We start from the raw sequence: 23,185 nt of genomic DNA on the forward strand, positions 1-23,185 counted from the left end.
CGAGTCCCGTCAACCACTCAATGATCCTTTGAGTTGCCGTGGCGACGACGACACCCTCCGACTACCTCCTTCCGTGCTCAGATCTGAGTCACCCGAAGTAACTTCCGGCAGCACGATCTTGCAAGTCATTAAAAACACAGGACAAGCGATGCACAAAGTGATTAAATACAGGCATGAGCCTCCCGGTCAACCCACGAGCACTAGCCAGGAAACTCTCCGACGGAATCCACGGCAAACTTGAGTTTGACTTCGCGAATGAGCGAGGACACTCCTTTGGAGAGCACTACCTTCACGGCACACTGAACGAAATCCTCGCCTCGAATATCGATCATCACAGATGGACGCTAGAGCCCAATTATGCAGCGCCAGCACTTCAGGACCCCAACATCACCTCTGGACGAAAGCGGGAGCTCGACTTTGCCATCACCAGCAAGGCATCCGGCGCAGATAGAACGAAGGCTGGGCTCGAAGCCCGCGAGACCCGGGTTGCGATAGAGGCAAAATGGTCCACATCCAGTCATTGCCGCGAAGAGAACATCCTCAGCGACCTCTGCCGACTTAGCCTCGTAGCCAGCAGTGAAACTCCGACTGCCTGCTACTTTGTTCTCGCAGGCCCAAAGAGCTCCGTAAGAAACCTCCTACAGAAGGGGCTCTTCTCCGCCCATGGAGCGAAGGGCCAGCGCCTCCTGCACGCCCCTCCTAGGGACAGCGCATCGCACTTCTCCCTGACCACCACCGGAGGTCAGCACGGGCTCCTGAACCCTTCAAAACTGGCTAGGCTTTCCGAGAAAGTTCCGAGCGTTCCACCAAAAATCTCTACCCGCCCCGCAACGCCCGGCCAGAAGGACACGCCGAACTGGTCCGTATTCACCTGGCATGTATTCCCGCCCGGGAGAGACAGCCACTCCTAAAACTAGAACGGCGAGGGGACACGAGCCTCGCTGAGCCGAGCACTCCCTTCGATAGTTCATGCATAGTTTGATCATTCATCACTGAGACTTCTCAGCCCTCGCGCAGCCGCTCCGGGAGCCTCTCCGCATGCGCGGCCAGCAGCTCCTCGGTCATCGCGCGGGCGTCCTCGAGGGTGAGCAGCGCAGCGGTCAGCGGATCGAGCGCCACGGCGTGGAAGACGTTCTCGAGGTCGCCCTCGAGCGCCGCGCGCACGGCGAGGGTATGCACGTTGACGTTGGTGCGGTTCAGGGCGGCGAGCTGCGGGGGCAGCTCCCCGATCGCGGTGGGCTGCACGCCGCGGGCGTCGACCAGGCAAGGCACCTCGACGCAGGCGTCGGCCGGGAGGTTCTGGATGAGCGCGCCGCGGTTGGGGACGTTGCCGTGGATTACGCTGGGCGTGCCGGTGACGATCGAGTTCACGATGCTCGCGCCGTACTCGACGCTCGGAGCGAGCTCGCCCTTCAGCCGCTCGAGCTGGGCATCGATGTCGCCCTGGTCGTCGTGGGCGGCGCAGATCTCGTAGTAGTCCCAGCGCTCGGGGATGTACTCGCTCACCAGCTCGGGGGTCTTGCGGAAGTAGGGCAGGTACTCGGAGGCGTGGTGGCTGGACTCGGTCTGGAAAAGGCCGAAGGCGTTCATGATCGCGGTGCGGACCTGCTCGTTGCCGCCCTCGTAGGTGCTGGCGGCCTCCGCGGCCTCGGAGTGGTCGCCGTCGTCGCCCGCCAGGTCCGCCGCACCGCGGCCGCGCTGGTGCTTCGCCGCCATCACCTCGCGCAGCCGCGGGTAGAGGTCCTCCTGGCAGTGCATGAACTCAAGGATCCAGGCCTGGTGGTTGATGCCGGCGCAGCGGTAGGAGACCTCGTCGTAGGGGATCTCGAGGGTGCGGGCGAGCATGCGGGTGGTGCCCTGGACGCTGTGGCAGAGGCCCACCGTGCGCAGTCCCTTGGCGCTCAGGTACGCGGTGGCCATCGCCATGGGGTTGGCGTAGTTGATGAAGGTCGCGTCGGGGCAGACCTCGAGGGCGTCGGCCGCGATCTCGTCGTAGGAGGCGACCGAGCGCAGGAAGCGGAACACGCCGCCGGGGCCGACGGTGTAGCCGACGGTCTGGTCGATGCCGTACTTCCGCGGGATCTCGACGTCGTGGCGGTAGGAATCCACGCCGCCCACCTGAAAAGTGATGATCACGATGTCGGCGCCGTCCAGCGCCGCACGTCGGTCGGTGGTCTCCTCCACCGTGGCGCCGAAGCCGTGGTGGGCGACGAGCTCGGGGGTCGCGGCCGCGACCGGGCCCAGCTTGTCGGGGTTCACGTCCATCAGCGTCAGGGTCGACTCCCGCAGCGCGGGGAAGGAGAGGATGTCGCTGAGCAGCCGGAAGGGGAACACGAAGCCGCCGGCGCCGATGAGGGTGATCTTGGGGTTCTTGAGATGCGTCGTCGTCATACGGACACGCTAGGGGCGCACGTCATCGGAGGTCTCCCGGGATCCTCGGCGGAAGTTCCAGGATCCTTCGGCGGCCGAGGTCATGGCGCGGCTACGGTGGGCGCATGAGCGAGGGATGGATCGACGAGCGGGTCGAGGAGCGGCCGCCGGGGCTGTGGGTGCGGCGCGGGGCCCCGCCGGCGATGCTCTCGATGCATCGCCACGACGACGTGGAGATCAACCTCGTCCTGGACGGCCGGCTGCACTACCTCTTCGGCGGGCAGAGCCTGACGATCGTCGAGGGCGAGATCGCGGTGTTCTGGGCGGCGCAGCCGCACGGCCTGGTCGACTCGCGCACGGGTGACATGTGCTGGCTGCACGTGCCCTTCGCGCAGTTCCTGTCCTGGGGGCTGCCGGAGTCGCAGACCGCTCCTCTGCTCGGCGCGCAGCCGCTGATCACCCACGCCCTCGAGCTCGCCCGCCGGATCGCGCACATGGCCGAGCAGTGGGCGCGGGAGATCGAGGGCAGCGAGGTCGGCGTGCCTCCGGACACGTTATCGGCCGACGGGCGGGGTGACCCTTCCGAGGACGGAACGGCCGACGCGCCGGACGACCCCTCCGTCGGGACCGCCGGTGGGGACGCCGTCGATGACTCCGCCGGCGCCGACGGGCTGGAGATCGCGCTGCTCGAGATCCAGGCCGCGGTGAGGCGCGTGCTGCGCGCCTCCTCCCGCGCGACCCCGGCGATCCCGGCCGACGGGCCCGGCTCCGTCCCGGCCGAGCGGCTCCGGCAGGTCAGCGCCATGGCGCAGTTCGTGCGCGACCATCACCGCTCCGCGCTGCGCATGGCCGACGTCGCCGGGGCCGTGCACCTCACGCCCTCGCATGCGATGACGGTGTTCCGCCGCACCGTCGGCGTCACGCTCGGGCAGTACGTGACCATGTGCCGGGTCGCCGAGGCGCAGCGCCTGCTGCTGACCACCTCGCTGCGCGTCACCGCGATCGCCGAGGAGGCCGGGTTCGGGTCCCTGTCCAGCTTCTACGAGCACGTGAGCTCAGCGTGCGGGATGACGCCGCGGGAGTACCGGCGGCAGGGGCGGTGAAGGGCACGCCGCGGCGTGCTCACCCGTCGGCCGAGCTCGCCTGCCGGACGCGTCCGTCGCCGAGCAGGTCCAGATGCGGCAGCGCGGGCTCGCGCCGGCCGAGGAGGAGCAGTCCCCCGGCCACGGCCATGAGGCGCACGCCGGCGATCCCGAGGGGACCGTCGAGGAAGTGCGAGTAGTGCGCCATGGTCTGGGTGGTGGCGGCGACCCCGAGGAGCACGCCGGAGAGGGTGTTGATCCCGGCGTGCGCGAGCGCTGCGGGCAGCGGGCTGCCGCCGGCGCGGTCGGTGAGGGCGCCGAACAGCAGCGTCATCGCGATGCAGGGAAGCAGGAACATCGCCACCGCCGCCACACGGTTCGCGCCGGGGTAGTTGTAGCCGATGAGCACGACGGGCAGGTGCCACAGCGACCAGATGATGCCGCCGACGAGCGCGGCGGGGATCCGGCCGAGCGGGGTCAGCGCAGGCCACAGCCAGCCGCGCCAGCCGATCTCCTCGCCGAGGGTCGCGAGCGTCGTCACGAGCAGTCCGGCGAACACGGTGGCGACGGTGATCAGCACGAGGGCGATCGCCGGGATCTCCTGCCCGGTCTGCTCGGCGACCTGGGTCATGCCGGTCTCGAGCCAGGTGCGACCGGTGAGGTCCATCGGGGCGCCGCGCACGGCGGCGACCAGCTCGCTGAGCAGCAGGATCGCGACGACCAGTACGAGCCCGAGCGGCATCCAGGCGAGGATCCGCGCCCCGCGTCCGCGAAACCGCAGGCCGACGCGGGTGCGCCAGGAGACGCGCTCGACGCCCTTGGCCATGATCAACGAGGCGACGGCCGGGGACCACATGCCGATGGCGATGACGAGGGTGAACGCCGGATGCTCAATGCCTCCGGGCAGGAACCAGAACGGAGCCGCGGCCAGCGCGAACAGGCCGTAGGAGATCAGCATGAACAGGCCGATCCGCCGCCACGGGACGCGGGAGTACCGGATCACGGGAGCCGGCGGCAGGGTCGCGGCGCGGGCAGGGTCAGGAGAAGCGGCGGGGCGGGAGCGGTGAGGTCGACGATGTCCATGTCCTCCACCACACGCCTGCCGCGCCCGGAAGTCCACGGTCCGGCGCCGCGACGCGACCTCTGTCGGTCGGCAGTCGACGAAGGTCGTCGCCCGGCTCCTCGCGACCTCACCCTGGCGACCCTGACACCGCGTCCCTGGTCGCCCTACGGCTGAGTCGCCCTCTCTTCCGCTCGCTGGTTGCAGCGCCCTTTGAACCTGTCGCCGGATCGCGCCGCGGCCACGACGGCGCTGTCACCGCGCGGGGGTGCGCGGTCCTCGGCGCGAGGTTCCTCGACTGCCGTTCCGCGCCGGCGGCCCAGCTACCCGCACCATGAGGTCAGCACGCGTCGATGTCGCCGAGATCAGGGTCGCGTTACGCTGGTCGGTGCCGAGGGACCTCTCTCTCGCTTCCGCAGGCGACCGCCCGAATCGCTCATGTCGCGCGATCAGCCAGCGGAGTCGCTGTTCCTCCGGAGGGGCGAGGAACCAGATCTCGTCAACCGCTTCCCGGGCCCGCTCCCACTCCGGGCCATCGAGCAGGAGGTAGTTCCCCTCGGTGATGACGAGCGGCGTCGAGCCTCGCACCGGAATCGCTGAGCCGACCGGCTCTTCCAGGTCCCGGCGGAAGGTCGGTGCATAGACGACCTCTTCAGAGCCGGCACCCTGGGCACGAAGGCGGTGGAGAAGAGCTGCGTACCCCCAGGCGTCGAAGGTGTCGGGAGCCCCCTTCGTCTCAACTCGATCAAGGTCCTCGAGGACGCTCTGCGCGAGGTGGAAGCCGTCCATCGGCACGAGCACGGCCGTCTCCGCACCCAGCGCCTCGGCGAGCTCCTCGGCGAGAGTGGACTTCCCCGCTCCTGGCGCGCCGGTGATGCCCAGGACGGATCTGGGAGCCCGCGCGGCGAGAGCCCTCGCCCGCTCGACGAGCTGCTCGAGCGTCATCGTCATGAGATCGCCGCTCCCGTTCACTTGGACGCCTCACGCCGCACGGGGACGTCGGCGATCGCCCGGAGCCAGCTGCGCGGGCCCACCATAGAGGTACGGAGCGCGGCGACCTCGCCGGCGTAGCGGAGCCTCTCCTCCAGACCGAGATCCGACGCGAGAGCGAAGGCATACGCACCGTGGAAGACGTCTCCAGCCCCGAGGGTGTCCCGGGCGCCGACCGACGGCACTGCGACGGCTCCGCTCCTCGACCGCGTCCACCACCGCACCGGGCCCGGGCCGTCAGTCGCTGCGGCGACTGTGCTCCCACGGCGCAGCACCTCATGGGCCGTCTCCGCCGAGTCGGCGGCACCAGGTGTCCGGAAGGCTGCTGAGGCGATCACCTCTCCCACCTCGCCGACCAGCACGTCCATGATCGGCTTCCACCGACCCGCGTCGAGCACCGTCGGAATCTCCCGGTCCCTCGCACTGCCGAGAACCGCGCGCGCGATCTCGGGATGATGGCCGTCCAGCAGCACCACCTTCGCATCACAGAGCAGCTCGCGCAGATGAGAATCCGTCGGCCGAGGTGCCGTCAGCCCCGCAGCATCGCCACCGATCACCGATCTCTCCCCCGTCGTCGACAGCACCGTCACCGCCGACACCGGCGCGGCGTCCTCGAGATCGGGGGCCAGATCGATGACCTCGACTCCGGATCCCCGCAGTTCGGAGCGGATCGTCTCCGCGATGGTCCCGCGCCCCAGCGCAGTGGCCAGGACCGCCTTCCCGCCGAGGGCGGCGAAGGCGACGGCCGCATTCGCAGCAGGTCCGCCGGCCGCGACGAACTGGGCCTCGGCGGTGACCTTCTCGTCCGGCCCGGGTCGGGTCGAGACCCTGTGGATGACGTCCAGCGTCGCCAGTCCCGCGAAGAGTCCGCGCGGCCGGGCTTCATTCACCGCCTGCCGCCTCGAGGTCGGTGGGCTTCTCGGCACCGGTCATCAGAGCCACCACCTCGGACATCGAGCGCTGGGTCGGATCGACGACGGCGGCGCGGCGCCCGAGCCGGTGCACGTGGATCCGGTCGGCGACATCGAACACGTGGGGCATGTCGTGGCTGATGAGCACGACCGGTATCCCTCGATCCCGGATGGAGCGGATCAGCTCGATGACCTGTCCCGACTCGCGTACTCCGAGTGCCGCCGTGGGCTCGTCCATGATGATCACTCCGCGGCCGAATGCTGCCGCTCGAGAGACCGCGACTCCCTGTCGCTGCCCTCCGGAGAGGGTCTCGACCGACTGCGTGACAGATTTCAGCCCGATCTTCAGATCCCCGAGATGTTTCGACGCCTCCGCACGCATCGCGGGCATGTCGAGCCGGCGGAACACGGCCCCCATGATGCCCTTCCGGCGGATCTCCCTGCCCAGGAACAGGTTCGAGGCGATGTCGAGCGCGGGGATCACCGCGAGGTCCTGGTAGACGGTCTCGATACCGGCTGCGCGAGCATCACCGGTGTTGCGGAACTCGACCGGCTCCCCCCTCATCCTGATCTCACCGTCATCGGGGATTACCGCCCCGGCGAGGGCCTTGATAAGCGTGGACTTCCCGGCCCCGTTATCCCCGATCACCGCCAGCACCTCCCCCTGGCGCAGGTCGAAGTCCGCGCCGTCGATGGCGGTGACGCTTCCGTACCGTTTGACGAGCCCTCTCGCCTGCAGGGCGAGGGATTCCGTGCGTGCCTGGGCGTTCACAGTGCCTCCCTATCGTGAGTTGCGTCGGCGCATGAACTGGTCGACGGCCACGGCGACGATCACAAGCACGCCGGTCGCGACGTTCTGGTAGAGGCTGTCGACCCCTGCGAGGGTGAGTCCGTTGCGGAGGACGCCGACGATCAGCGTCCCGATCAATGTCCCGAGCACTCCGCCTCGTCCACCGAAGAGGCTGGTGCCGCCGATGACCACGGCGGTGATCGTCTCGAGGTTGGCGTTCTGGTAGGCGTTCGGGTCCGCGTTCGGGATCCGGCCGATCGCGGCCCAGGCCGCGATTATCGCGATGATGCCGGCGAGCACGTAGACCGAGAAGACCGTCCTGTCGGTCTTCACGCCGGAGAGCCGGGCGGCCGTCGGGCTCCCGCCCACCGCATAGACGTGCTTGCCCCAGGCCGTCTGGGTCAGCGCGTACCCGATCACCACGTAGACGAGCAGCATCACGACCACGCCGTAGGTCGTCACGAATCCGCCGATGGAGAAGGTGGTGCCGAGCAGCCGCAGCAGCGGGTCGCTCACCGGGAAGGTCTGGGATCCGGCGAACAGCCGGGTCGCCGCGACGACTGCGGTGAAGGCACCGAGCGTGACGATGAACGGCGGCAGGCGGAGGACGGTCACCAGCGCACCGTTCAGCGAGGAGAGCACCACGCAGACGAGCAGCGTCACGAGCAGCGCGAAGAGCGGCCCGCCGGCGCCTGCGGCCTGGGCCAGCATGATCGTGCCGAGCACGGCGATGGCGCCGATGGACAGGTCGATGCCTGCCGTGAGGATGATCAGGGTCTGTGCGACGGCGAGGATGCCGATCACCACCGACTGCTGGAGGATCAGCGAGAAGTTCACCGCCGTGAGGAAGCGCGGCGAGAGCAGGCTGAAGATCACGATCGCGACGATGAGCGCCACGGTCGCGCCGAAGAGGGGCGCGTGGAGCGCACGGACGGCGAGGTCCCGAGCTCGCGCCCCGACGTCCGTCCGCGCCGGCTGTGCAGGAGTGGTCATGGCGATGTGTGCTCCGTTCCCCGGAGCGGGCCGCCACCGTGCGGGAAGCGGCCCGCTCGACGTTTCGTCGGGTCAGCCCCAGCAGTTCTCGGCACCCCAGGCGGTGTCCTGGGACTCGATGCCGTCGACGGGCCTGTCCGTGATGAGCATGGATCCGGTGTCGTTGAATCCGCTCGGCTTGGTGCCGTCCTCGGCATAGGCCACAACAGCATCGACACCTTGCTCCGCCATCTTGGTCGGGAACTGCATCACGGTCGCGCCGATGGTTCCGTTCTTGACGTTCTCGACGCCGGTGCACGACCCGTCGATCGAGCCGATCACGATCTGGTCCTGCAGCCCTGCTGACTCGATCGCCGCGTAGCCGCCGGCCGCTGCGGGCTCGTTGATCGTGTACAGCGCATTCGCGTCGGGTGCGCGCTGGAGAAGGTTCTCCATCGCTGTCTGCGCCTTGGTCTGGTCGCCGTTGGTGTCCTCCATGCCCAGCACCTCGGGGGACTCCTCCGTCAGCCCCATGCCCTCGAGGAAGCCGTCGTGCCGGAAGGTGTCCACGGTGCCGCCGGGGGTCCCGTCGAGCATGAGCACCTTGGGCGCCTCGTCGCCGAGGCTGGCCTTGACCCACGATCCCTGCGCGACGCCGGCGGCGAAGTTGTCGGTCGCATAGGTCGCGTCGACGGCGTCCTCGGGCTCGGTGGCGGTGTCGAGGGCGATCACGACGACGCCCTGCGCTCTCGCCTGCTCGATGGCCGACAGGATGCCGGAGGAGGAGTTGGGAGTGATCAGGATGCCCTGGACCCCCTGGCTGACGAGGTTCTCGATCGCGGCCACCTGGCCCTCGTTGTCGCCGTCGAACTCTCCGGCGAGCGCGATCAGCTCGGCGCCGTGCTCGTCGGCGGTGGCCTGCGCGGACTCACGGATCTTCACGAAGAACGGGTTGGAGTCCGTCTTCGTGACCAGCCCGATCTTCACCTCGCCGTCCCCGCCCGCGCCGCCACCTGTCGCGTCGCCGCTCCCGCCGCAGCCGGCGGCGCCGAACATCAGGGCCCCGGCCGCGAGAACTGCCAGCGGCTTCCTAGCCCAGGTCGCAAATGTGCCGTTCATCTGAGAACTCCCTTGATCTCGTCCGAGGACCATTGTGTCCGCAATCACAGTACGCCCGACGCAAGCGCTTGCGCAAGCGCTTGGGAGGCTGTGACCTCGCTGTTACTGTGAGCCTGGGCAAGGGCGAGGAGGCACAGCGATGGTCACCATCTCCGAGGTCGCGCAGCGCGCAGGCGTCTCGACGACCACGGTCTCCCACGTCCTCAACGAGACCCGTCGAGTGAATCCTGAGACGAGAGCACGCGTCGAACGCGCCGTCGAAGAGCTGGGCTACCGACGGAACCATGCGGCCCGAATGCTCGCGGGCGGAAGTTCTCGGACCCTCGGGCTCGTTATCTCGGGTCTCACCAACACATACTTCGGACCGCTCCTGCACGCGATCGAGCGTCGGGCGAGCGATGCGGGGTACATGCTCGTGCTCGGAGACAGCCACGACGAGGAGGCGATGGAGCGCCGCGTGGTGGAATCGCTCCTGGACAGGGCCGTCGACGGCTTCATCATCGCCCCCTCACCGGGATTCGACGGCGTGGCGGCCGCCCGGATCGCGGACGCGCAGAAGCCGCTCGTGCTCATCGACCGCTCCCTCGACATCCCCTGCGACCAGCTGGTCCCCGAGAACACCGACTCCGTACGGGAGCTGACGGAGCACCTGATCGAGCACGGCCACGAGCGCATCGCTGCGGTCGCCGGACTCGGCGGGCTCGATACCAGCGATGCGCGCGTGTCCGGCTATCGCGAGGCGCTCGAGCACCACGGGTTGCCGGTTCTTCCCGATCTGATCATCTCCGGGGAATCACAGACCGCCGCGGCGCAGGAGTCCGTGGCGCGCCTGCTCGCAGGGGAAGATGCCCCCTCCGCGATCGTCTCGCTGAACAATGCGATGACGATCGGCACTCTGCGAGCCGTGAACACAGCAGGACTCTCCATCCCGGGGGACATCGCATTCGCCGCCTACGACGACTTCGAATGGGCGGACCTGTTCGAACCGGGCATCACAGCGGTCGCCCAGGACGTCGCACGCATGGGCAACGAGGCCGTGGATCTCCTCATCCGGCGGCTCGAGGGTGCTACGAGCCCCTTCGAGCACCGTGTGATCGGCACGTCGCTCCGCCGGCGCACCTCCTGCGGGTGCCCGCGTATTCCCTGACGACTGCCCTCGACACTGCATCGGATGTGCAGCTGCACCCCTCAGTGGAGGCAGGTCAGCTGGATGCCTTCGGCGGTCTCGCCACGATCACCTCGAGCCCCTCCCCCTCCAGCCGTGACGGCCCCCACGCGAAGGGAACCACCGAGGTCGTCCCCTGCTCGAGGGCGAAGCTCTCGTCGTCCCGACCGAGGAGCTCCCCGGAGCCGCCGACGGTGACGAGGACGGCGAATCCCGCGTCGAGCTCATCCCCTCCGTGCAGGCGATGCGCACGGAAGGGAGCCTCGACGCCCTTGAGCAGGTCTCCGCAGTCCTGGCCCGTCGCCGTCACGAAGGAGTCCACCTCCGTCCGTCCCACACCGGCGATCACCGCACTCGCAGCCGTCGCCTCATCGAGCCCGAGATGCCCCGCGGCGCCTCCCGGGAGCGGGAAATCCTTCCACTCCAGGAAGATCGACAGATCAGCGGGTTCCTGCACCTCGACCATGAACGCGCCGCCGCCGATCGCGTGCGGGATCCCCGGCGGACAGAACACGACGTCCCCGGCCCGCACGTCGATCCTGTGCATCCTCTCGAGCACGGGCGCCGACTCTCCCGCTGCGAGCAGCGGAAGGATCTCCTCTTCGGTGACATCGGGCAGGAACCCGATATGGGCGTCGCCGTCGGTGAGGTAGATCCATGCCTCGGCCTTCCCGTGGGAGCTCCGCAGGTGCTGGGCGGCGAACTCGCGACTGGGATGGATGTGCACCGGGAGCCGCTCGCCGGCGTCGAGGAGCTTGGTGAGCACCTCGGTGCTCGTGCCGAACTCTGCGACATGCGCGGCACCGAGCCATGCCTCCGGCTCCTCGTCGACGGCGTCTCGGAGGAGGCGGCCGTCCGGCAGCGCCGTCAGCCCCACCCCGGCCTCGCCGGTGACCTCCGTGACTGACGCGACCCAGTCCTCGGGGCTGAATCGGTCCTGCATGGGCTGGCCACGGAATCGCGCGATCTGCTCCCCGCCGCGATAGAAGCGTCCCGGGGGCTGGTTCCGAGCGAGGGGGACGGGTCTCATGAATGCTCCATTTCGGTCGAGTCGAGAACGGCACCGGTGTCGACGATCCCGGCGATCAGGCCGCCGAGGAACGTGTCGCCGAGGCCGATGGTGGTGGGGTGTGCAGAGGTCAGCTCCCGTGCCGGGACGATGACGACGGGACAGCGGAGGAACGCGGGGAGCTCGGCAGCGAGATCGACGCCCTCGGTGCTCTCCGGCATCTCCCTGACCCTCTCGAGGGAGGAGGAATCGGCGCTGTCGCCGTGGACGAAGCGAGCTCCGGCGGCGGCGATGCCGACCTCGAGAGCCTGTTCGAGCTCGGCAGCCTGCAGCCCGGCGGCGAGCGCCCAGTACTTGGAGTGGACGATGACCGTTCCACCGGGCAGTTCGTCGAGCACGGCGTGCAGCGCCGAGGCGATCTGTCCGGGGTCGGTGATGTCGACCGGGCGGCCTGTGAAGGAGGCGAGCTCGTCTTCGTTCATCCCGACCACCGAGGCGCGGACGGCGAGTTCCGCCCAGACACGTCGTCGGAACGCCGGGACATGGTAGTCCGCATCCTCGTAGAGCACGCGCAGCCCGGTGGGAGCGGAGTCCAGCACTCCCTTGAGCGTCGTCAGCCGCTCCTCGAGGATCTGCTCGTCGCGGATGGAGTTCAGGCCGGACAGCGTCAGCACGCCGTCCTCGCCCAGCCAGTCCTCGAGCTGAGGATGCAGCGGAGTCAGCTCGCTGACCGGATCATTCACGAAGATGAGGCGATTCGGGTGGGGAGATTCGATGGCTCCGTCCCGGAGTCGCAGTCTGAGCCCCCGCGGGTACTGCACGATCAGGTGGGGCACGTAGGTCGCGGGTGGCGTAGTCGGGGGCACCTCGGATCCGTCGACCAGCAGGCTCTCGAACTCCGGGTCACGACCCGGGACGTGCAGGATGTTGTCGTGCCCGAGCTTCGCGAGGACCCGCCCGGCCCGGACGTTCGTGCCGCCGAGTGCGAGCTCCCGCGAGAACCGGGTCTCGAAGGCGAGGAGTGCCCGGGTCGACTCGATGTATCGCTCTCCCCCCACCCCGTCCCGGAGGTAGGCGAGGACGCTGATGAGCAGCTCACGCTCCGTCGTGATCCGGTCGGGCTGCGTGATCTCGGCAGTCCCCAGGTCCTGGTGATCGATCAGGTCCTGCAGCACGTCCGGATCGAGCACGAGCTCGCTGTCGAGGCAGCCCCCGAGGCCCAGCACGATCGATGTCGTCATCAGCGTCCCCTCCTGCTCTCAGCGCAGGTCGGTCAGTCGGGGATACAGAGCGGCCTTCCCATCGGCCGCGAAGAGGCGGATCTTGTGAGCCGCCGTCTCCTTCATGGCTTCGATGCAGGCCGGCTGGATGGTGTTGGGCTCACGAAGCCCACCGTCCTGGAGCACCTCGCGCATCTTCTGGTGGTAGGCGACCTTGATGTCGCTGGAGATGTTGATCTTGTTGACGCCGAGCTTCACGGACTCGGCGATCTCGTCGTCGGGGTTGTTCGATCCGCCGTGGAGGACCAGCGGGAGCGGGACGGCGGCCTTGATCTCCTTGAGCAGGTCGAGCTTCAGCTCGGGCTCGAGGTGGGAGGGGTAGATGCCGTGGCGGGTGCCGATGGCGACAGCGAGGCTGTCCACCCCGGTTTTCGCCACGAAGTCCTTCGCGGCCTCGGGATCGGTGTAAATGATGTCTTCGGTGCCTGCTTCGGCCTCGTCGTCGGTCTTGCCGATGGTGCCGAGCTCGGCCTCCACCGAGAGCCCGAGGGGGTGGGCGACGGCGACGGCCTGCTGGGTCCGGGCGACGTTGTCCTCGTACTCGTGCATCGACGCGTCGAGCATCACCGAGGTGAAGCCGGTGCGCACCGCGATCAGCATCTGCTCGTAGGTGGTGCCGTGGTCGAAGTGGATCGCGACCGGCACCGAGGCGCGTCGGGCGGCCTGGACGACGGCGGGCATGAAGTCCTCGCCGACGTGCGCCAGCTCGTCGGGATGGATCGCGATGATGAGCGGGCTGTCGGTCTCCTCGCTGATCTCGATGATCCCCCGCATCATCGCCCAGTCGCTGATGTTGAACGCCGGGACGGCGAACGAGTTCTCGTTCGCGACGGAGAGCAGGTCATTTCCGGTGATGAGCATTCGCTCGGTCCTTTCATCGGGCCCTGGTGCAGTCACCAGGGAGTTGAGGGGTCAGGCCTTCACTGCCCCGGCGGACATGCCACTGAGGAAGTACCGCTGGAAGAAGGTGAAGAGAACGAGGATCGGAATGGAGCCGAGAATGCTCATGGCCATGATCTGGCTCCAGTCGTAGGAGTGTTGGCCCATGAGCAGCTGGATGCCGATCGGCACCGTGCGCATCTCGTTCGTCCGCGTGAGAGTGAGCGCGAACAGGTATTCGTTCCACGCGATCATGAAGGTGTACACGCCGACGGAGACCAGCCCAGGAACGGAGATCGGCAGGAGGATCCGGAAGAGGATCGTGAGCGGCCCGGCACCGTCGACCATGACGGCCTCGTCGAGCTCCTTGGGCAGGGTGTTGAAGTACCCGGTCATCATGATGATCGCATAGGGCAGCGTGAACACCATGTACGTGAGGATCAGGCCCGCATAGGTGTCATAGAGGCCGAGCGTTACCACGAGGCCGAAGTACGGGATCAGGAGGGTGATCGGAGGGACCGCCTGCACCGAGATGATCACGACGTTCAGCGCCCGCTTCAGCGGGAACTCGTACCTGCTGAGCGCGTACGCTGCGAGCACTGAGGCCAGCAGGGTGAGCACCGTGACGGCGCCGGCGACGATGTAGCTGTTCAGGAAGAACCGCAGCTTCTCGCCATCGGCGAAGATCGCGAGATAAGAGTCGAACGTGAAGTCCGCGGTGATCAGCTTCGGCGGCCAGGCGAAGACCTGGCCGTTCGGCTTGAACGACGTGGAGAGCATCCAGACGATCGGAAGCGCCGGGAACAGAGCGCACACCAGGAGCGCGAGGTGGATGCCCACCTTGCGCGGCGCTTCTCCGCGCCGGGTCCGGGGACGGAGCGGCGTGACCGCCGCAGGGGCAGGGGAGCTCATGGCGTGTGACATCGGCGCCGTTGTCCTCTCTTCGAGTGCGGTCATGTCAATCACGCGCCCTCTGCTGCCGGACGTACAGGATCGCGAGGATCATCGAGAGCAGCAGGACGACGACTGCGCTGGCGGATGCGGCGCTGAAGTCGTAGTTCGAGAACGCGAGCTTGTACGTGTAGGTGCTGAGCATCTCGGTGGCATCGACCGGCCCACCTCCGGTGGTCATCCAGATCAGCGCGAACTGCTGAGTCGTCCAGATGAAGTCGAGGATCGCCATGCTGAGGATGATCGGCCGGAGCTGCGGGAGCGTGACGTTGAAGAACTGCTGCACCACGTTCGCCCCGTCGACCCTGGCCGCCTCGTACAGGTCCTTGGGGATCCCCTGGAGTCCCGCGAGCAGGCTCACCATGAAGAACGGATAGCCGCACCAGATGTTGATGAAGGTGATGACGGGCAGTGCAGTGCTGGAATCGGAGAGCCATTCGACCCCGCTCCCGCTGATCCCGAACGTGGTGATCAGGTAGTTCACGATGCCGTTGGGGTTCAGCAGCATGCGCCACAGCACTGCGACGACCGCCACGGTGAACAGCCACGGGAGGATGAAGATCGTCCGGAACACCGCGCGCACCACGGGGCTCAGCACCTCGGAGTTCAACAGCATCGCGAAGGCGATCCCGATGACGAAGTGGGCGATCACGCTGATCCCCGCGAAGAGCGCCGTGTTCCTGGTGGCCTTCCAGAAGGTCCCGTCACCGAGCACCTGGCGGTACTTCTCCAGCCCCACGAACTCCGAGGAGGGGACGGTGACGGCCGAGTCCTGGAAGGAGTACCAGATGACCATGCCGATCGGCACGGCCATCAGCACCAGCATCACGATGAGCGTCGGCGACAGGAAGGCATAAGGTCGCAGGGGTGATCCCTGCAGGCCGTGACGGCGGCCGCGCCCACGATGTAGGCGCGGCCCCTCGAGCTTCGGCTCGAGGGCGGTGGAGGCGGTCATGGGATCTCCTTCGAGGTCGTTGGCGGCGAGAGGGGCGAACCCGCTCACAGCTCCGCCGACCACGCCTCCTGTGCGGCGGTGAGCGCCTGGGCGACGTCCTGAGAGCCCTCGAGCGTCTTCTGCAGCTGCTCGGCGAAGTCGCGCATCAGCTGCTCCGCGACAGGCAGGCCGACGAACTCGTTGACGGGCGTTCCGGCCTGCCAGACCTCGAACGCGGTCTTGGTGACCTCGTCGTCCTCGACGCCGTCCGGGACGGCGACGGAGTTGCCCGGGAAGGCGTTGGCGGCGGTGGCCATGCGGGCGTTGACGTCCTCGCTCATCAGGAACTGGACCAGCTTCCAGGCGGCCTCCTTGTTCTCGGATGCCTCCGCGACCCCGATTCCCCAGCTGCCGTAGGTCACGCCAGGGGCGTCGACCTCACCCGTCGCAGAGGGCATCGCGGCGACCTGGAACTCGAGGTCCGGGGAGTTCGTGCGGAACATGTTCACGTGAGCGACGGTGTCGACGATCATCGCGACGCGTCCGGAGCTGAACTCCTCCACCTTGTCCTGCTCCTTCATGGTCGAGGAGCCCGAGGCGATGAGGCCCTGGTCGTTGAGGTCGACGATGAAGTCCAGGACGCTCGCGACCGCGTCGCTCTCGAGGGCGGGCGCCCCGTCGGAGAGCATCGACTGCCCGTCGGCCCAGAGCCAGGACATGACGTCGTTCTGCACTCCGTTCGGGGCCTCGAGGGAGAGCGGCAGCGCCCATCCGGCGACGTTCGGATCTGCGTCGACCGCGGCCTTCGCTGCAGCCAGGAAGTCCTCGCGGGTCGCCGGGGGTGCATCGATGCCCGCGGCGTTGAGTGCCTTCAGGTTCATGAAGAGCATGTAGGCGAAGTTCGCGACCGGGATCATGCGAGTCGCGCCGTCGACCTCCACCTTCGCGGCCAGCTCCCCGTCGTCGTAGGAGGCGTCGCTCATGAGCTGGTCCAGATCGGCGAGGGCGTTCTGGGTGGCCAGGTCGTGCACCCATGCACCGTCCAGACCCATCACGTCGGGCATGGTCCGGGATGCCGCACCGGCGATGAGCTGCTCTTTGGTCGCGGCGTACGGACCGGAGAGCAGCTCCACGGTGATTCCGTCGTTGGCGGCCTCGAACTCGTCCATCAGCTCTCGGAGGAAGCCTTCCGGGAGCTCCGGCTCCCACCACTGCTGGAACTCGAGCTTCCCGTCGCCGCCCGATCCGCCGCCCGTTCCGGAGCCGCCTCCGCATGCTGCGAGGGCTCCCGCGGCAGAGACAGCACCCATGCCCGCGAGGACAGTGCGGCGATTCAGAGCACCCTTGCTCATGACAACCTCCCAGTTGCGTCTTACTGCGCTTCTTTGCTGGCTTATGCAGGCTTCTGCGTGCATGCCGAGGAGCGTAGAGGTGCGCCAGATCACTTGTCAATGGCGGCCTGCGGGCGAACTGACTAGCCCTTCTCGCCGTATGGCGCAATGACCACCGCACTAGAACGCAGATCTCCCCGCGGTGATGCGGTATCGTGCACGAAGTTGCGCGCACGCAGTCACTGGTTGCGTCCACATTGATCGCACGTACGTGGTCAGGTGGTGTCACCAAGATCGGGGAGACGCCCACCACGGCGAAGCCGCACCCGACGGACGAAGGGAAACTGCAATGCTGCCTGCAGGCAGGAAGTCGGAGCTCGAGGCGATCGTCGCGAGCTCGGGACACGTCACGGTCACCGAGCTCGCCTCGCGCTTCGGCGTCTCCGTCGACACGATCCGTCGAGACCTGGACGCCCTGAGCGCGGAAGGAAAGGTGGTCCGCACTCGAGGGGGCGCGATGAGCAAGTCGACCACGGCGTGGCCGGAGCTCACGGTGAATGTCCGGCAGGGCGTCCAGAACGCCGCCAAGGAGGAGATCGCCTCGCTCGCCGTCGGTCTCATCTCCGACAGCTCATCGATCATCATCAACGCGGGGTCGACAGGACTCGCTGTCGCACGCGGACTCTCCGCCCTCCGTGATCTCACCATCGCCACGAACAACGTGCTGCTGCCCTCGGTGATCGACCCGGCCTGCCTGCGGGAGCTCTATCTCCTGGGCGGACGGGTGAGGATCGGCTCCCAGGCCACGATCGGCGCTCTCACCCTCGGCCTCTCCCCCAGCGGGACGCCGATCTCCATCGCTGCTGACATAGCGCTGATCAGCGTCGGCGCGATCTCCGTGGATCGCGGGTTCTCGACCGGCGACCCCGGGGAGGCGCAGATGATGGCCTCGATGATGGAGCGGGCGGACAAGGTGGCCCTGATGGTGGACTCCTCGAAGTTCGACAAGCGCCTGTTCGCCGAGGTCGCTCCCCTCTCCGGCGCGGACTACCTGATCACGGACGCCGCGCCTCCGGCGGCACTCACAGCTGCTCTCGAGGATGCCGGGGTCACTGTCCTGGTCCCGACCTCGGCGGCCTGAAGCCTCCGTCCTCACCTCCCGTGTGCCACCGCCGGGATCTGCGTGGCGAGCTTCCCTCCGGAGACGTCCACGAGCGTCCCGGTGATGTACGAGGCCTGGTCGCTGGCGAGGAAGATCAGCAGGTCGGCGACATCGTCCGGGCTTTCCCAGCGACGCAGCGAGAGGGTGTCCAGCAGGCGGTCCTGCCGCTCGGCGGGCATGTCGGCGAAGCCGTTCATGGCGGTGGGGACCATGCCGGGGGCGTAGGCGTTGACGGTGATGTCGTGGGGGCCGAGCTCGGAGGCGAGCACGCGGGTCAGCTGCACCACGGCGGCCTTCGAGGCGGCATAGGCGGCGCTGCCCACGCTCGGCACGATCGCGGCGAACGACGCGGCGTTGAGGATCCGCCCGCGCCCGGCCCTCTGCATGTGCGGGGCGACCTCCCGGCACATCAGGAAGGTGCCGCCGGTGTTCACGTCGAAGCACTTCTGCCAGGTGGCCCAGTCGGTCTCGACCACGGTCGAGTCCGCAACGATCCCGGCGTTGTTCACGAGCACGTCGATCGTGCCGTGGCGCTCCACGACGGCCTCGACCGCGCGGTGCACGGAGTCGGGGTCGGCGACGTCGCAGACCACCTGGTCCACGGTCGGCGCACCCTCCGCCGCCTCGTCCGGGAAGGCGAGGTCGAGCGCAACCACGCGCGAGCTCTCCTCGGCGAAGCGTGCGGCGATGGCCGCGCCGATCCCGCGCGCCGCCCCGGTCACCACGACCACCCTGTCCCGCAGATCCAGCTCCATCGCCCTGTACTCTCCTGCGGCTCCCGTGCCGCGCTCGGTGTGCGGCCCGTCGGCCGCGCTAAATAGTCATACTATTGGGTGACGTCGGCCCGTGGGGCCGGGAGGTCGCCGCAGAGGACCTGATGGCGAGGACGCCCGAGGAGGAGCGAGATGACGACGGACGGGACGACGGCGAGCGGACGAGGCGCGCAGGACGAGTCGCCGCACGGCGCGGGCGCGGCCGGTCCTCGCACGGTGTGGATCACCGGCGCAGGCAGCGGCATGGGGCGCGCGACGGCGCTGCGGGCCGCGCGCTCGGGCTGGACGGTCGCTCTGAGCGGCAGGCGGGACGAGGTGCTCGAGCAGCTCGCGTCCGAGATCCGCGAGGAGGGCGGCAGCGCACTGGTCGCACCGCTGGACGTCCAGGACCGCGAGGCCGTGCGGGGCGTCTCCGAGCGGATCTCCGAACGCCTCGGCGGGATCGACGCGCTCGCGCTCGCCGCCGGCCTCAACGCGCCGAAGCGGCGCTGGGACGATCAGGACCTGACGGAGTTCGACGCGATCCTCGCCACGAACCTCACCGCGGTCGCGACCACGATCGATGCCGCCCTCCCCCACCTGCGCGAGCGCGGCGGGCAGGTCGTGGTGATCTCCTCCTATGCGGGCTGGTCCTTCCAGCCCGGTGCGGGGGTCGCCTACTCGGCGAGTAAGACGGCGCTCGGCTCCCTGGTGCGCACCCTGAACCAGCAGGAGGCCGCGCACGGGGTGCGGGCGTGTCATCTGTGCCCGGGCGATGTCGCGACCGACTTCCTCGATCAGCGCCCCTCCGTGCCGGACGCCGGGGCCCGCGCACGGATGCTCACCGCGGAGGACATCGCCCGCACCGCCTGCTTCGTGCTCGACTCCCCCGCGCACGTGCGCATCGACGAGCTGGTCGTCTCCCCCGTCTCGCAGGCATGACCGCCGGGGCGAGCGCCTTCGAGCAGGCGCTTGACCAGCTCGGCGCCGCGATCGTCGGCGGCGAGCTGGAGGCCGGCGCCGCGGACACGATCGAGGGGTTCATCGCCCGCACCGGCGCCTCCCGCAGCGTGGTCCGCGAGGTCACGCGCGTGCTGGCCGGACTCGGGATGCTGAGCGCCGGCCGACGGGTCGGCCTGCGCATCCTCCCGATCAGCGAGTGGGACCTGCTGGACCCGCGGGTGATCCGCTGGCGCCTCGAGGGCCCGGACCACGCGCGGCAGCTTGCGGAGCTGCGCTCCCTGCGCCATGCGGTCGAGCCCGCGGCGGCAGCGGCCGCGGCCCGTGAGATCCGCAGCGGGGGCGGGAGCACCCACGCACTCGCCGCCGCCGCAGAGGCGATGGTCGAGGTGGCCGACGGGCCCGAGTCCGGAGCCTTCCTGGCCGCGGACCGGGCCTTCCACGCCGAGGTCCTCGCCCTGTCCGGCAACGCGATGCTCGGGCGGCTGCGCGCCGTGATCGAGGAGGGCCTGCGCCACCGGGCGACCGTGGAGCGGGGCGAGCAGGCGCCCGATCGGCACGATCTCGGCCTGCATCAGGAGGTCGTGGCCGCGATCGGCGCCGGCGACGAGGAGGGGGCCGCGGCGCGGATGCGGGAGATCATCGAGCGGGCGACGGCGGCACGCTGAGCAGTGCGGCGACGGAGCTGACCGCGGCGGAGCCTGCGGTCTTTGGGCTGAGCAGCTGCTGTAGGGCGCGGCCGAGCTGCGGGGCCCCGTCGGTGATGACCTGCATGGTGCGGTCGGCCCGCCGAGCTTCCCATCCGCTCGCGGTGCCATTCGGCGGGGGCCGCGATCATCCTCCGGCCGGAGCGCCAGGGCCGGCTCCGCTCCGCAGATGCCTCCCCATCGCCGTCGCCCGCGGGCTACGGTGAGCGTCGGGGTGGGAACGGAGGCGCGGGGTCGCCGCCGAGCGCCTCCTCGTCCATCAGATCTCGCAGAAGGAGTCGCACCATGTCGCAGCCGCCCGAGGGCAGCAACCCGCTGGATCCGCAGCACGGACAGGGCTCCGCGCCTGAGCCGACGAGCAGCGAATACGGCGCGCAGGACCCGGCGCCCTCCGCGGGCGGGACCGGGCAGGGGGCCGACCCCTACGCCGCCCCGTCGTCGGACCCCTACGGCCAGCAGTCCGCCGCGGCGTCCGGTGAGCAGGACGCCTGGGGCGCGCAGAGCGCGCCGTCGGCCCCGCAGCCGGGCGCCCAGGAGCAGGCCTGGGGCTCCGCGCAGAGCCCCGCGGCGGCGCCGCACCCCGTCGGCGGGGGCGCCTCCGGGGACGGCCGCCTCGGCGAGGCGGGCTTCTTCAAGGCGCTGTTCGACTTCAAGTTCGAGCACTTCATCACCGTGAAGTTCTCGTCGTTCCTCTACGTCATCGCGTTCGTCGTCGCGGCGCTGATGTGGCTGATGAGCATCGTCAACGGCATCTTCCTCGGACTCGCCTGGGGCAGCATGAACAGCTTCTACGGTGAGGGCGGATTCAATGCGTTCCCGCTGATCGTCTCGATCCTGTTCGGCTGGATCCCCTCGGTGATCGCGCTGATCGCGATGCGTCTCGGGCTCGAGTTCACGGTCGCGACCGTGCGCACGGCCCAGAACACCGGCCGCATCGCGGAGGCCTCGCAGCGCTGAGCCCGCTCCGGGCCTGCCCGGCCCGCACGCCGTCCAGGACGGGGCGTTCGCCGCGCGGCGGGCGCCCCGTTCACGATGGACTCGCAGCATGGGGACGGAGTGCGGGCCGGACGGCTGCGACCGGCACCGAGCAGGGTACCGGGAGGCACGGCGAGAGGTCCGGGGAGTCTGCACAGCAGCGGCCGGAGCAGGCCGAGCCCCCTCTCAGCCGTGCAGCCCGTCCACGGGATAGTCCACGAACGCGATGGACCGACCGTCCGGGCCAGTCCATGCAGGAGACGAGGATGTGCTCCCCGTCGGGATTCAGGACGTGGTCGTGCGTGCCATGGAGCAATTCTGCCCGGCCCCGTTCCATCCCTAACCCCGCCCTGGCCCCTGCCCCTCCCCGGCCCTTACGATCGACGGGTCCCCCTCCGCTTCCAGCGTCGGCAGCGAGTCCCCGCCCGTCCCGCCGCTGGAGGTCCCCCGATGACGCAGCCGCACGCTCCCCAAACGCCGCTCTCCCCTGGACGTCTGCGCCTGGTGATCCTCGCGATGGCGCTCGGCGCCTTCGCGATCGGCACCACCGAGTTCGCCTCGATGGGTCTGCTGCCCCAGATCGCGCGGGACCTCGAGGTCTCCACCCCGCAGGCCGGGATGCTCATCACCCTGTACGCGCTGGGCGTCGTGATCGGCGCGCCGCTGGTGACGATCGCGGCGGAGAATATGCCGCGCGCGAAGCTGCTGGTGCTGCTCATCGCGCTGATCGGGCTGGGCAATCTGCTCTCCGCCATGGCTCCGACGTTCTCTGCGCTGGCCCCCGCGCGCTTCGTCGCGGGCCTCCCCCACGGCGCGTTCTTCGGCGTCGCCTCGCTGGTCGCGGCGCGCCTGTCCCCGCCCGGACGGCGCGCCCGCTCCGTCTCGCTGGTGATGCTGGGGCTGACGATCGCGACGATGCTGGGCGTGCCCGCCTCCACCGCCTTCGGGCAGGTCGTCGGCTGGCGCTCCGCCTACGTGATCGTCGTGGTCGTCGCCGCTCTTAGCACGATCGCGATCTGGCGACTGGTGCCTGAGCCCGAGGGCGCCGGGGTCACCGGCTCGATCCGCGGTGAGCTGCGGGCGCTGCACCGCGCGCAGGTGTGGTTCGCGCTCGGCATCGGCTCGATCGGGTTCGGCGGCATGTTCGCGGTGTACAGCTACATCGGCGAGATCGTGCCCGGGGTGATGGGACTCGGCGAACGGGCGGTGCCGGTGGCGCTGTTCGTGTTCGGCGTCGGCATGACGATCGGGAACGTCCTCGCGGGGCGCGCCGCGGACCGCAGCCTCTACGGCACGATCTTCGCCGGCCTGATCGGCATGACGGTGAGCCTCACGGTCTTCGCCCTCGTGGCCGAGAACGCGATCGCCGGGATGATCCTGCTGCTCGCCCTCGCGATCACCTCGCAGCTCATGGGTCCCTCGCTGCAGCTGTTCCTGCTGGATGCCTCTCCGGATGCCCCCTCGCTCGCCGCAGCCCTGCACCACTCGGCGCTGAACATCGGCAACTCCCTCGGCGCGGCGCTGGGCGCGGCCGTGCTCGCCGCCGGCTGGGGCCTGCTCGCCCCGGCCTGGACGGGCGTGGCCCTCGCGATCGCCGGGCTCGGCATCGCCGGCTGGTCCTTCGCCGTGCACCGCCGCCAGCAAACGCATGCCGCCGCCGAGGCGCCGACGACGACCGACGGGGTCCCGGCAGTCTGCTGACTCCGGCGCCGACAAGTGCGCGCCTGCTCGGGCACGTGCAGGGGCAGGCGATGCTCACCGTGCAGGTCGGGCTCGAGGTGGCCGC

At 69.0% G+C, this 23,185-nt stretch carries 22 protein-coding genes; 8 read left to right on the plus strand and 14 right to left on the minus strand.

Features of this window, described 5'->3' with window-relative positions:
* Nucleotides 1-173: 173 nt before the first annotated feature.
* Complete coding sequence (locus M3B01_RS03270) at nt 174-911, plus strand: hypothetical protein (RefSeq protein WP_259789394.1); 738 nt, start codon at nt 174-176, stop codon at nt 909-911.
* Nucleotides 912-1,002: 91 nt separating this feature from the next.
* On the opposite strand, the gene melA is transcribed toward M3B01_RS03270, so the two are convergent.
* Nucleotides 1,003-2,391, minus strand: a complete 1,389-nt coding sequence (gene melA, locus M3B01_RS03275; RefSeq protein ID WP_259789396.1) for an alpha-galactosidase — start codon at nt 2,389-2,391, stop codon at nt 1,003-1,005.
* Nucleotides 2,392-2,495: 104 nt separating this feature from the next.
* On the opposite strand from melA, the gene M3B01_RS03280 reads away from it, so the two are divergent.
* Nucleotides 2,496-3,473 (plus strand): helix-turn-helix domain-containing protein, encoded by a 978-nt coding sequence (locus tag M3B01_RS03280; protein ID WP_259789398.1) that lies wholly within the window; start codon nt 2,496-2,498, stop codon nt 3,471-3,473.
* Between the two features lie 19 nt (nt 3,474-3,492).
* Here the strand turns inward: M3B01_RS03280 and M3B01_RS03285 are convergent, their stop codons facing one another.
* From M3B01_RS03285 to M3B01_RS03310, 6 genes are all read right to left on the minus strand, one after another.
* Nucleotides 3,493-4,455 (minus strand): CPBP family intramembrane glutamic endopeptidase, encoded by a 963-nt coding sequence (locus M3B01_RS03285; protein WP_259789400.1) that lies wholly within the window; start codon nt 4,453-4,455, stop codon nt 3,493-3,495.
* Nucleotides 4,456-4,767: 312 nt separating this feature from the next.
* The gene (locus tag M3B01_RS03290; protein ID WP_259789401.1) at nt 4,768-5,463 is read right to left on the minus strand and encodes a nucleoside/nucleotide kinase family protein; all 696 of its coding nucleotides are present in this window, start codon (nt 5,461-5,463) and stop codon (nt 4,768-4,770) included.
* Nucleotides 5,464-5,480: 17 nt separating this feature from the next.
* Complete coding sequence (locus tag M3B01_RS03295; protein WP_259789402.1) at nt 5,481-6,392, minus strand: PfkB family carbohydrate kinase; 912 nt, start codon at nt 6,390-6,392, stop codon at nt 5,481-5,483.
* Nucleotides 6,385-7,185 carry an ATP-binding cassette domain-containing protein gene (locus M3B01_RS03300; RefSeq protein WP_259789404.1) on the minus strand — a complete coding sequence of 267 codons (801 nt, stop codon included), beginning with the start codon at nt 7,183-7,185 and terminating at the stop codon, nt 6,385-6,387. Before M3B01_RS03300 ends, M3B01_RS03295 begins: the two co-directional genes overlap by 8 nt.
* Before the next feature lie 9 nt (nt 7,186-7,194).
* Entirely contained in the window at nt 7,195-8,196 is a 1,002-nt protein-coding gene (locus tag M3B01_RS03305) for an ABC transporter permease (protein ID WP_259789406.1), read from the minus strand.
* 72 nt (nt 8,197-8,268) lie between these two features.
* The gene (locus M3B01_RS03310) at nt 8,269-9,294 is read right to left on the minus strand and encodes a substrate-binding domain-containing protein (protein ID WP_259789408.1); all 1,026 of its coding nucleotides are present in this window, start codon (nt 9,292-9,294) and stop codon (nt 8,269-8,271) included.
* A 139-nt stretch (nt 9,295-9,433) separates the two neighbouring features.
* Here M3B01_RS03310 and M3B01_RS03315 point away from each other — a divergent pair, with 139 nt between their 5' ends.
* The gene (locus tag M3B01_RS03315; protein WP_259789409.1) at nt 9,434-10,441 is read left to right on the plus strand and encodes a LacI family DNA-binding transcriptional regulator; all 1,008 of its coding nucleotides are present in this window, start codon (nt 9,434-9,436) and stop codon (nt 10,439-10,441) included.
* 55 nt (nt 10,442-10,496) lie between these two features.
* On the opposite strand, the gene M3B01_RS03320 is transcribed toward M3B01_RS03315, so the two are convergent.
* From M3B01_RS03320 to M3B01_RS03345, 6 genes are read right to left on the minus strand one after another with little or no spacing between them, the layout of a single operon-like run.
* Nucleotides 10,497-11,489, minus strand: a complete 993-nt coding sequence (locus M3B01_RS03320; protein WP_259789411.1) for a class I mannose-6-phosphate isomerase — start codon at nt 11,487-11,489, stop codon at nt 10,497-10,499.
* Entirely contained in the window at nt 11,486-12,709 is a 1,224-nt protein-coding gene (locus M3B01_RS03325; RefSeq protein ID WP_259789413.1) for an ADP-dependent glucokinase/phosphofructokinase, read from the minus strand. The genes M3B01_RS03320 and M3B01_RS03325 overlap by 4 nt, the downstream gene beginning before the upstream one ends.
* An 18-nt stretch (nt 12,710-12,727) precedes the next feature.
* Nucleotides 12,728-13,609 (minus strand): ketose-bisphosphate aldolase, encoded by an 882-nt coding sequence (locus M3B01_RS03330; protein ID WP_259789415.1) that lies wholly within the window; start codon nt 13,607-13,609, stop codon nt 12,728-12,730.
* Between the two features lie 51 nt (nt 13,610-13,660).
* A complete protein-coding gene (locus M3B01_RS03335; RefSeq protein WP_259789416.1) occupies nt 13,661-14,539 on the minus strand; it encodes a carbohydrate ABC transporter permease in 879 nt (292 codons plus the stop codon).
* 46 nt (nt 14,540-14,585) lie between these two features.
* A complete protein-coding gene (locus M3B01_RS03340) occupies nt 14,586-15,533 on the minus strand; it encodes a carbohydrate ABC transporter permease (protein WP_259789417.1) in 948 nt (315 codons plus the stop codon).
* A gap of 44 nt (nt 15,534-15,577) precedes the next feature.
* Nucleotides 15,578-16,864, minus strand: coding sequence for a sugar ABC transporter substrate-binding protein (locus tag M3B01_RS03345; RefSeq protein WP_259789418.1), 1,287 nt, complete (start codon nt 16,862-16,864; stop codon nt 15,578-15,580).
* Between the two features lie 328 nt (nt 16,865-17,192).
* Here M3B01_RS03345 and M3B01_RS03350 point away from each other — a divergent pair, with 328 nt between their 5' ends.
* A complete protein-coding gene (locus M3B01_RS03350) occupies nt 17,193-17,984 on the plus strand; it encodes a DeoR/GlpR family DNA-binding transcription regulator (RefSeq protein ID WP_259789419.1) in 792 nt (263 codons plus the stop codon).
* Nucleotides 17,985-17,995: 11 nt separating this feature from the next.
* Here M3B01_RS03350 and M3B01_RS03355 read toward each other — a convergent pair whose 3' ends face one another.
* The gene (locus M3B01_RS03355) at nt 17,996-18,760 is read right to left on the minus strand and encodes an SDR family NAD(P)-dependent oxidoreductase (protein WP_259789421.1); all 765 of its coding nucleotides are present in this window, start codon (nt 18,758-18,760) and stop codon (nt 17,996-17,998) included.
* Nucleotides 18,761-18,910: 150 nt separating this feature from the next.
* Between M3B01_RS03355 and M3B01_RS03360 the strand changes: the two genes are divergently transcribed.
* The 4 genes from M3B01_RS03360 to M3B01_RS03375 all read left to right on the plus strand — a co-directional run bounded on the left by M3B01_RS03360 (nt 18,911) and on the right by M3B01_RS03375 (nt 23,100).
* The gene (locus tag M3B01_RS03360; RefSeq protein ID WP_259789423.1) at nt 18,911-19,699 is read left to right on the plus strand and encodes an SDR family oxidoreductase; all 789 of its coding nucleotides are present in this window, start codon (nt 18,911-18,913) and stop codon (nt 19,697-19,699) included.
* Nucleotides 19,696-20,385, plus strand: coding sequence for a FadR/GntR family transcriptional regulator (locus tag M3B01_RS03365; protein WP_259789424.1), 690 nt, complete (start codon nt 19,696-19,698; stop codon nt 20,383-20,385). The genes M3B01_RS03360 and M3B01_RS03365 overlap by 4 nt, the downstream gene beginning before the upstream one ends.
* Before the next feature lie 324 nt (nt 20,386-20,709).
* The gene (locus tag M3B01_RS03370) at nt 20,710-21,381 is read left to right on the plus strand and encodes a DUF4282 domain-containing protein (protein ID WP_259789425.1); all 672 of its coding nucleotides are present in this window, start codon (nt 20,710-20,712) and stop codon (nt 21,379-21,381) included.
* A 468-nt stretch (nt 21,382-21,849) separates the two neighbouring features.
* Nucleotides 21,850-23,100 carry an MFS transporter gene (locus M3B01_RS03375; RefSeq protein WP_259789426.1) on the plus strand — a complete coding sequence of 417 codons (1,251 nt, stop codon included), beginning with the start codon at nt 21,850-21,852 and terminating at the stop codon, nt 23,098-23,100.
* Nucleotides 23,101-23,185 lie beyond the last annotated feature (85 nt).

The sequence above is a fragment of the Brachybacterium sp. p3-SID957 genome, assembly GCF_025144775.1.
GTDB classification, from domain to species: Bacteria; Actinomycetota; Actinomycetes; order Actinomycetales; family Dermabacteraceae; genus Brachybacterium; species Brachybacterium epidermidis.

Coding starts and splice junctions, on each gene's coding strand:
- M3B01_RS03330 (WP_259789415.1), bottom strand. CDS start 13,609: ATGCTCATCACCGGAAATGACCTGCTCTCCGTCGCGAACGAGAACTCG.
- M3B01_RS03315 (WP_259789409.1), top strand. CDS start 9,434: ATGGTCACCATCTCCGAGGTCGCGCAGCGCGCAGGCGTCTCGACGACC.
- M3B01_RS03270 (WP_259789394.1), top strand. CDS start 174: ATGAGCCTCCCGGTCAACCCACGAGCACTAGCCAGGAAACTCTCCGAC.
- M3B01_RS03355 (WP_259789421.1), bottom strand. CDS start 18,760: ATGGAGCTGGATCTGCGGGACAGGGTGGTCGTGGTGACCGGGGCGGCG.
- M3B01_RS03360 (WP_259789423.1), top strand. CDS start 18,911: ATGACGACGGACGGGACGACGGCGAGCGGACGAGGCGCGCAGGACGAG.
- M3B01_RS03340 (WP_259789417.1), bottom strand. CDS start 15,533: ATGACCGCCTCCACCGCCCTCGAGCCGAAGCTCGAGGGGCCGCGCCTA.
- melA (WP_259789396.1), bottom strand. CDS start 2,391: ATGACGACGACGCATCTCAAGAACCCCAAGATCACCCTCATCGGCGCC.
- M3B01_RS03320 (WP_259789411.1), bottom strand. CDS start 11,489: ATGAGACCCGTCCCCCTCGCTCGGAACCAGCCCCCGGGACGCTTCTAT.
- M3B01_RS03310 (WP_259789408.1), bottom strand. CDS start 9,294: ATGAACGGCACATTTGCGACCTGGGCTAGGAAGCCGCTGGCAGTTCTC.
- M3B01_RS03345 (WP_259789418.1), bottom strand. CDS start 16,864: ATGAGCAAGGGTGCTCTGAATCGCCGCACTGTCCTCGCGGGCATGGGT.
- M3B01_RS03350 (WP_259789419.1), top strand. CDS start 17,193: ATGCTGCCTGCAGGCAGGAAGTCGGAGCTCGAGGCGATCGTCGCGAGC.
- M3B01_RS03280 (WP_259789398.1), top strand. CDS start 2,496: ATGAGCGAGGGATGGATCGACGAGCGGGTCGAGGAGCGGCCGCCGGGG.
- M3B01_RS03375 (WP_259789426.1), top strand. CDS start 21,850: ATGACGCAGCCGCACGCTCCCCAAACGCCGCTCTCCCCTGGACGTCTG.
- M3B01_RS03370 (WP_259789425.1), top strand. CDS start 20,710: ATGTCGCAGCCGCCCGAGGGCAGCAACCCGCTGGATCCGCAGCACGGA.
- M3B01_RS03305 (WP_259789406.1), bottom strand. CDS start 8,196: ATGACCACTCCTGCACAGCCGGCGCGGACGGACGTCGGGGCGCGAGCT.
- M3B01_RS03325 (WP_259789413.1), bottom strand. CDS start 12,709: ATGACGACATCGATCGTGCTGGGCCTCGGGGGCTGCCTCGACAGCGAG.
- M3B01_RS03365 (WP_259789424.1), top strand. CDS start 19,696: ATGACCGCCGGGGCGAGCGCCTTCGAGCAGGCGCTTGACCAGCTCGGC.
- M3B01_RS03335 (WP_259789416.1), bottom strand. CDS start 14,539: ATGAGCTCCCCTGCCCCTGCGGCGGTCACGCCGCTCCGTCCCCGGACC.
- M3B01_RS03290 (WP_259789401.1), bottom strand. CDS start 5,463: ATGACGATGACGCTCGAGCAGCTCGTCGAGCGGGCGAGGGCTCTCGCC.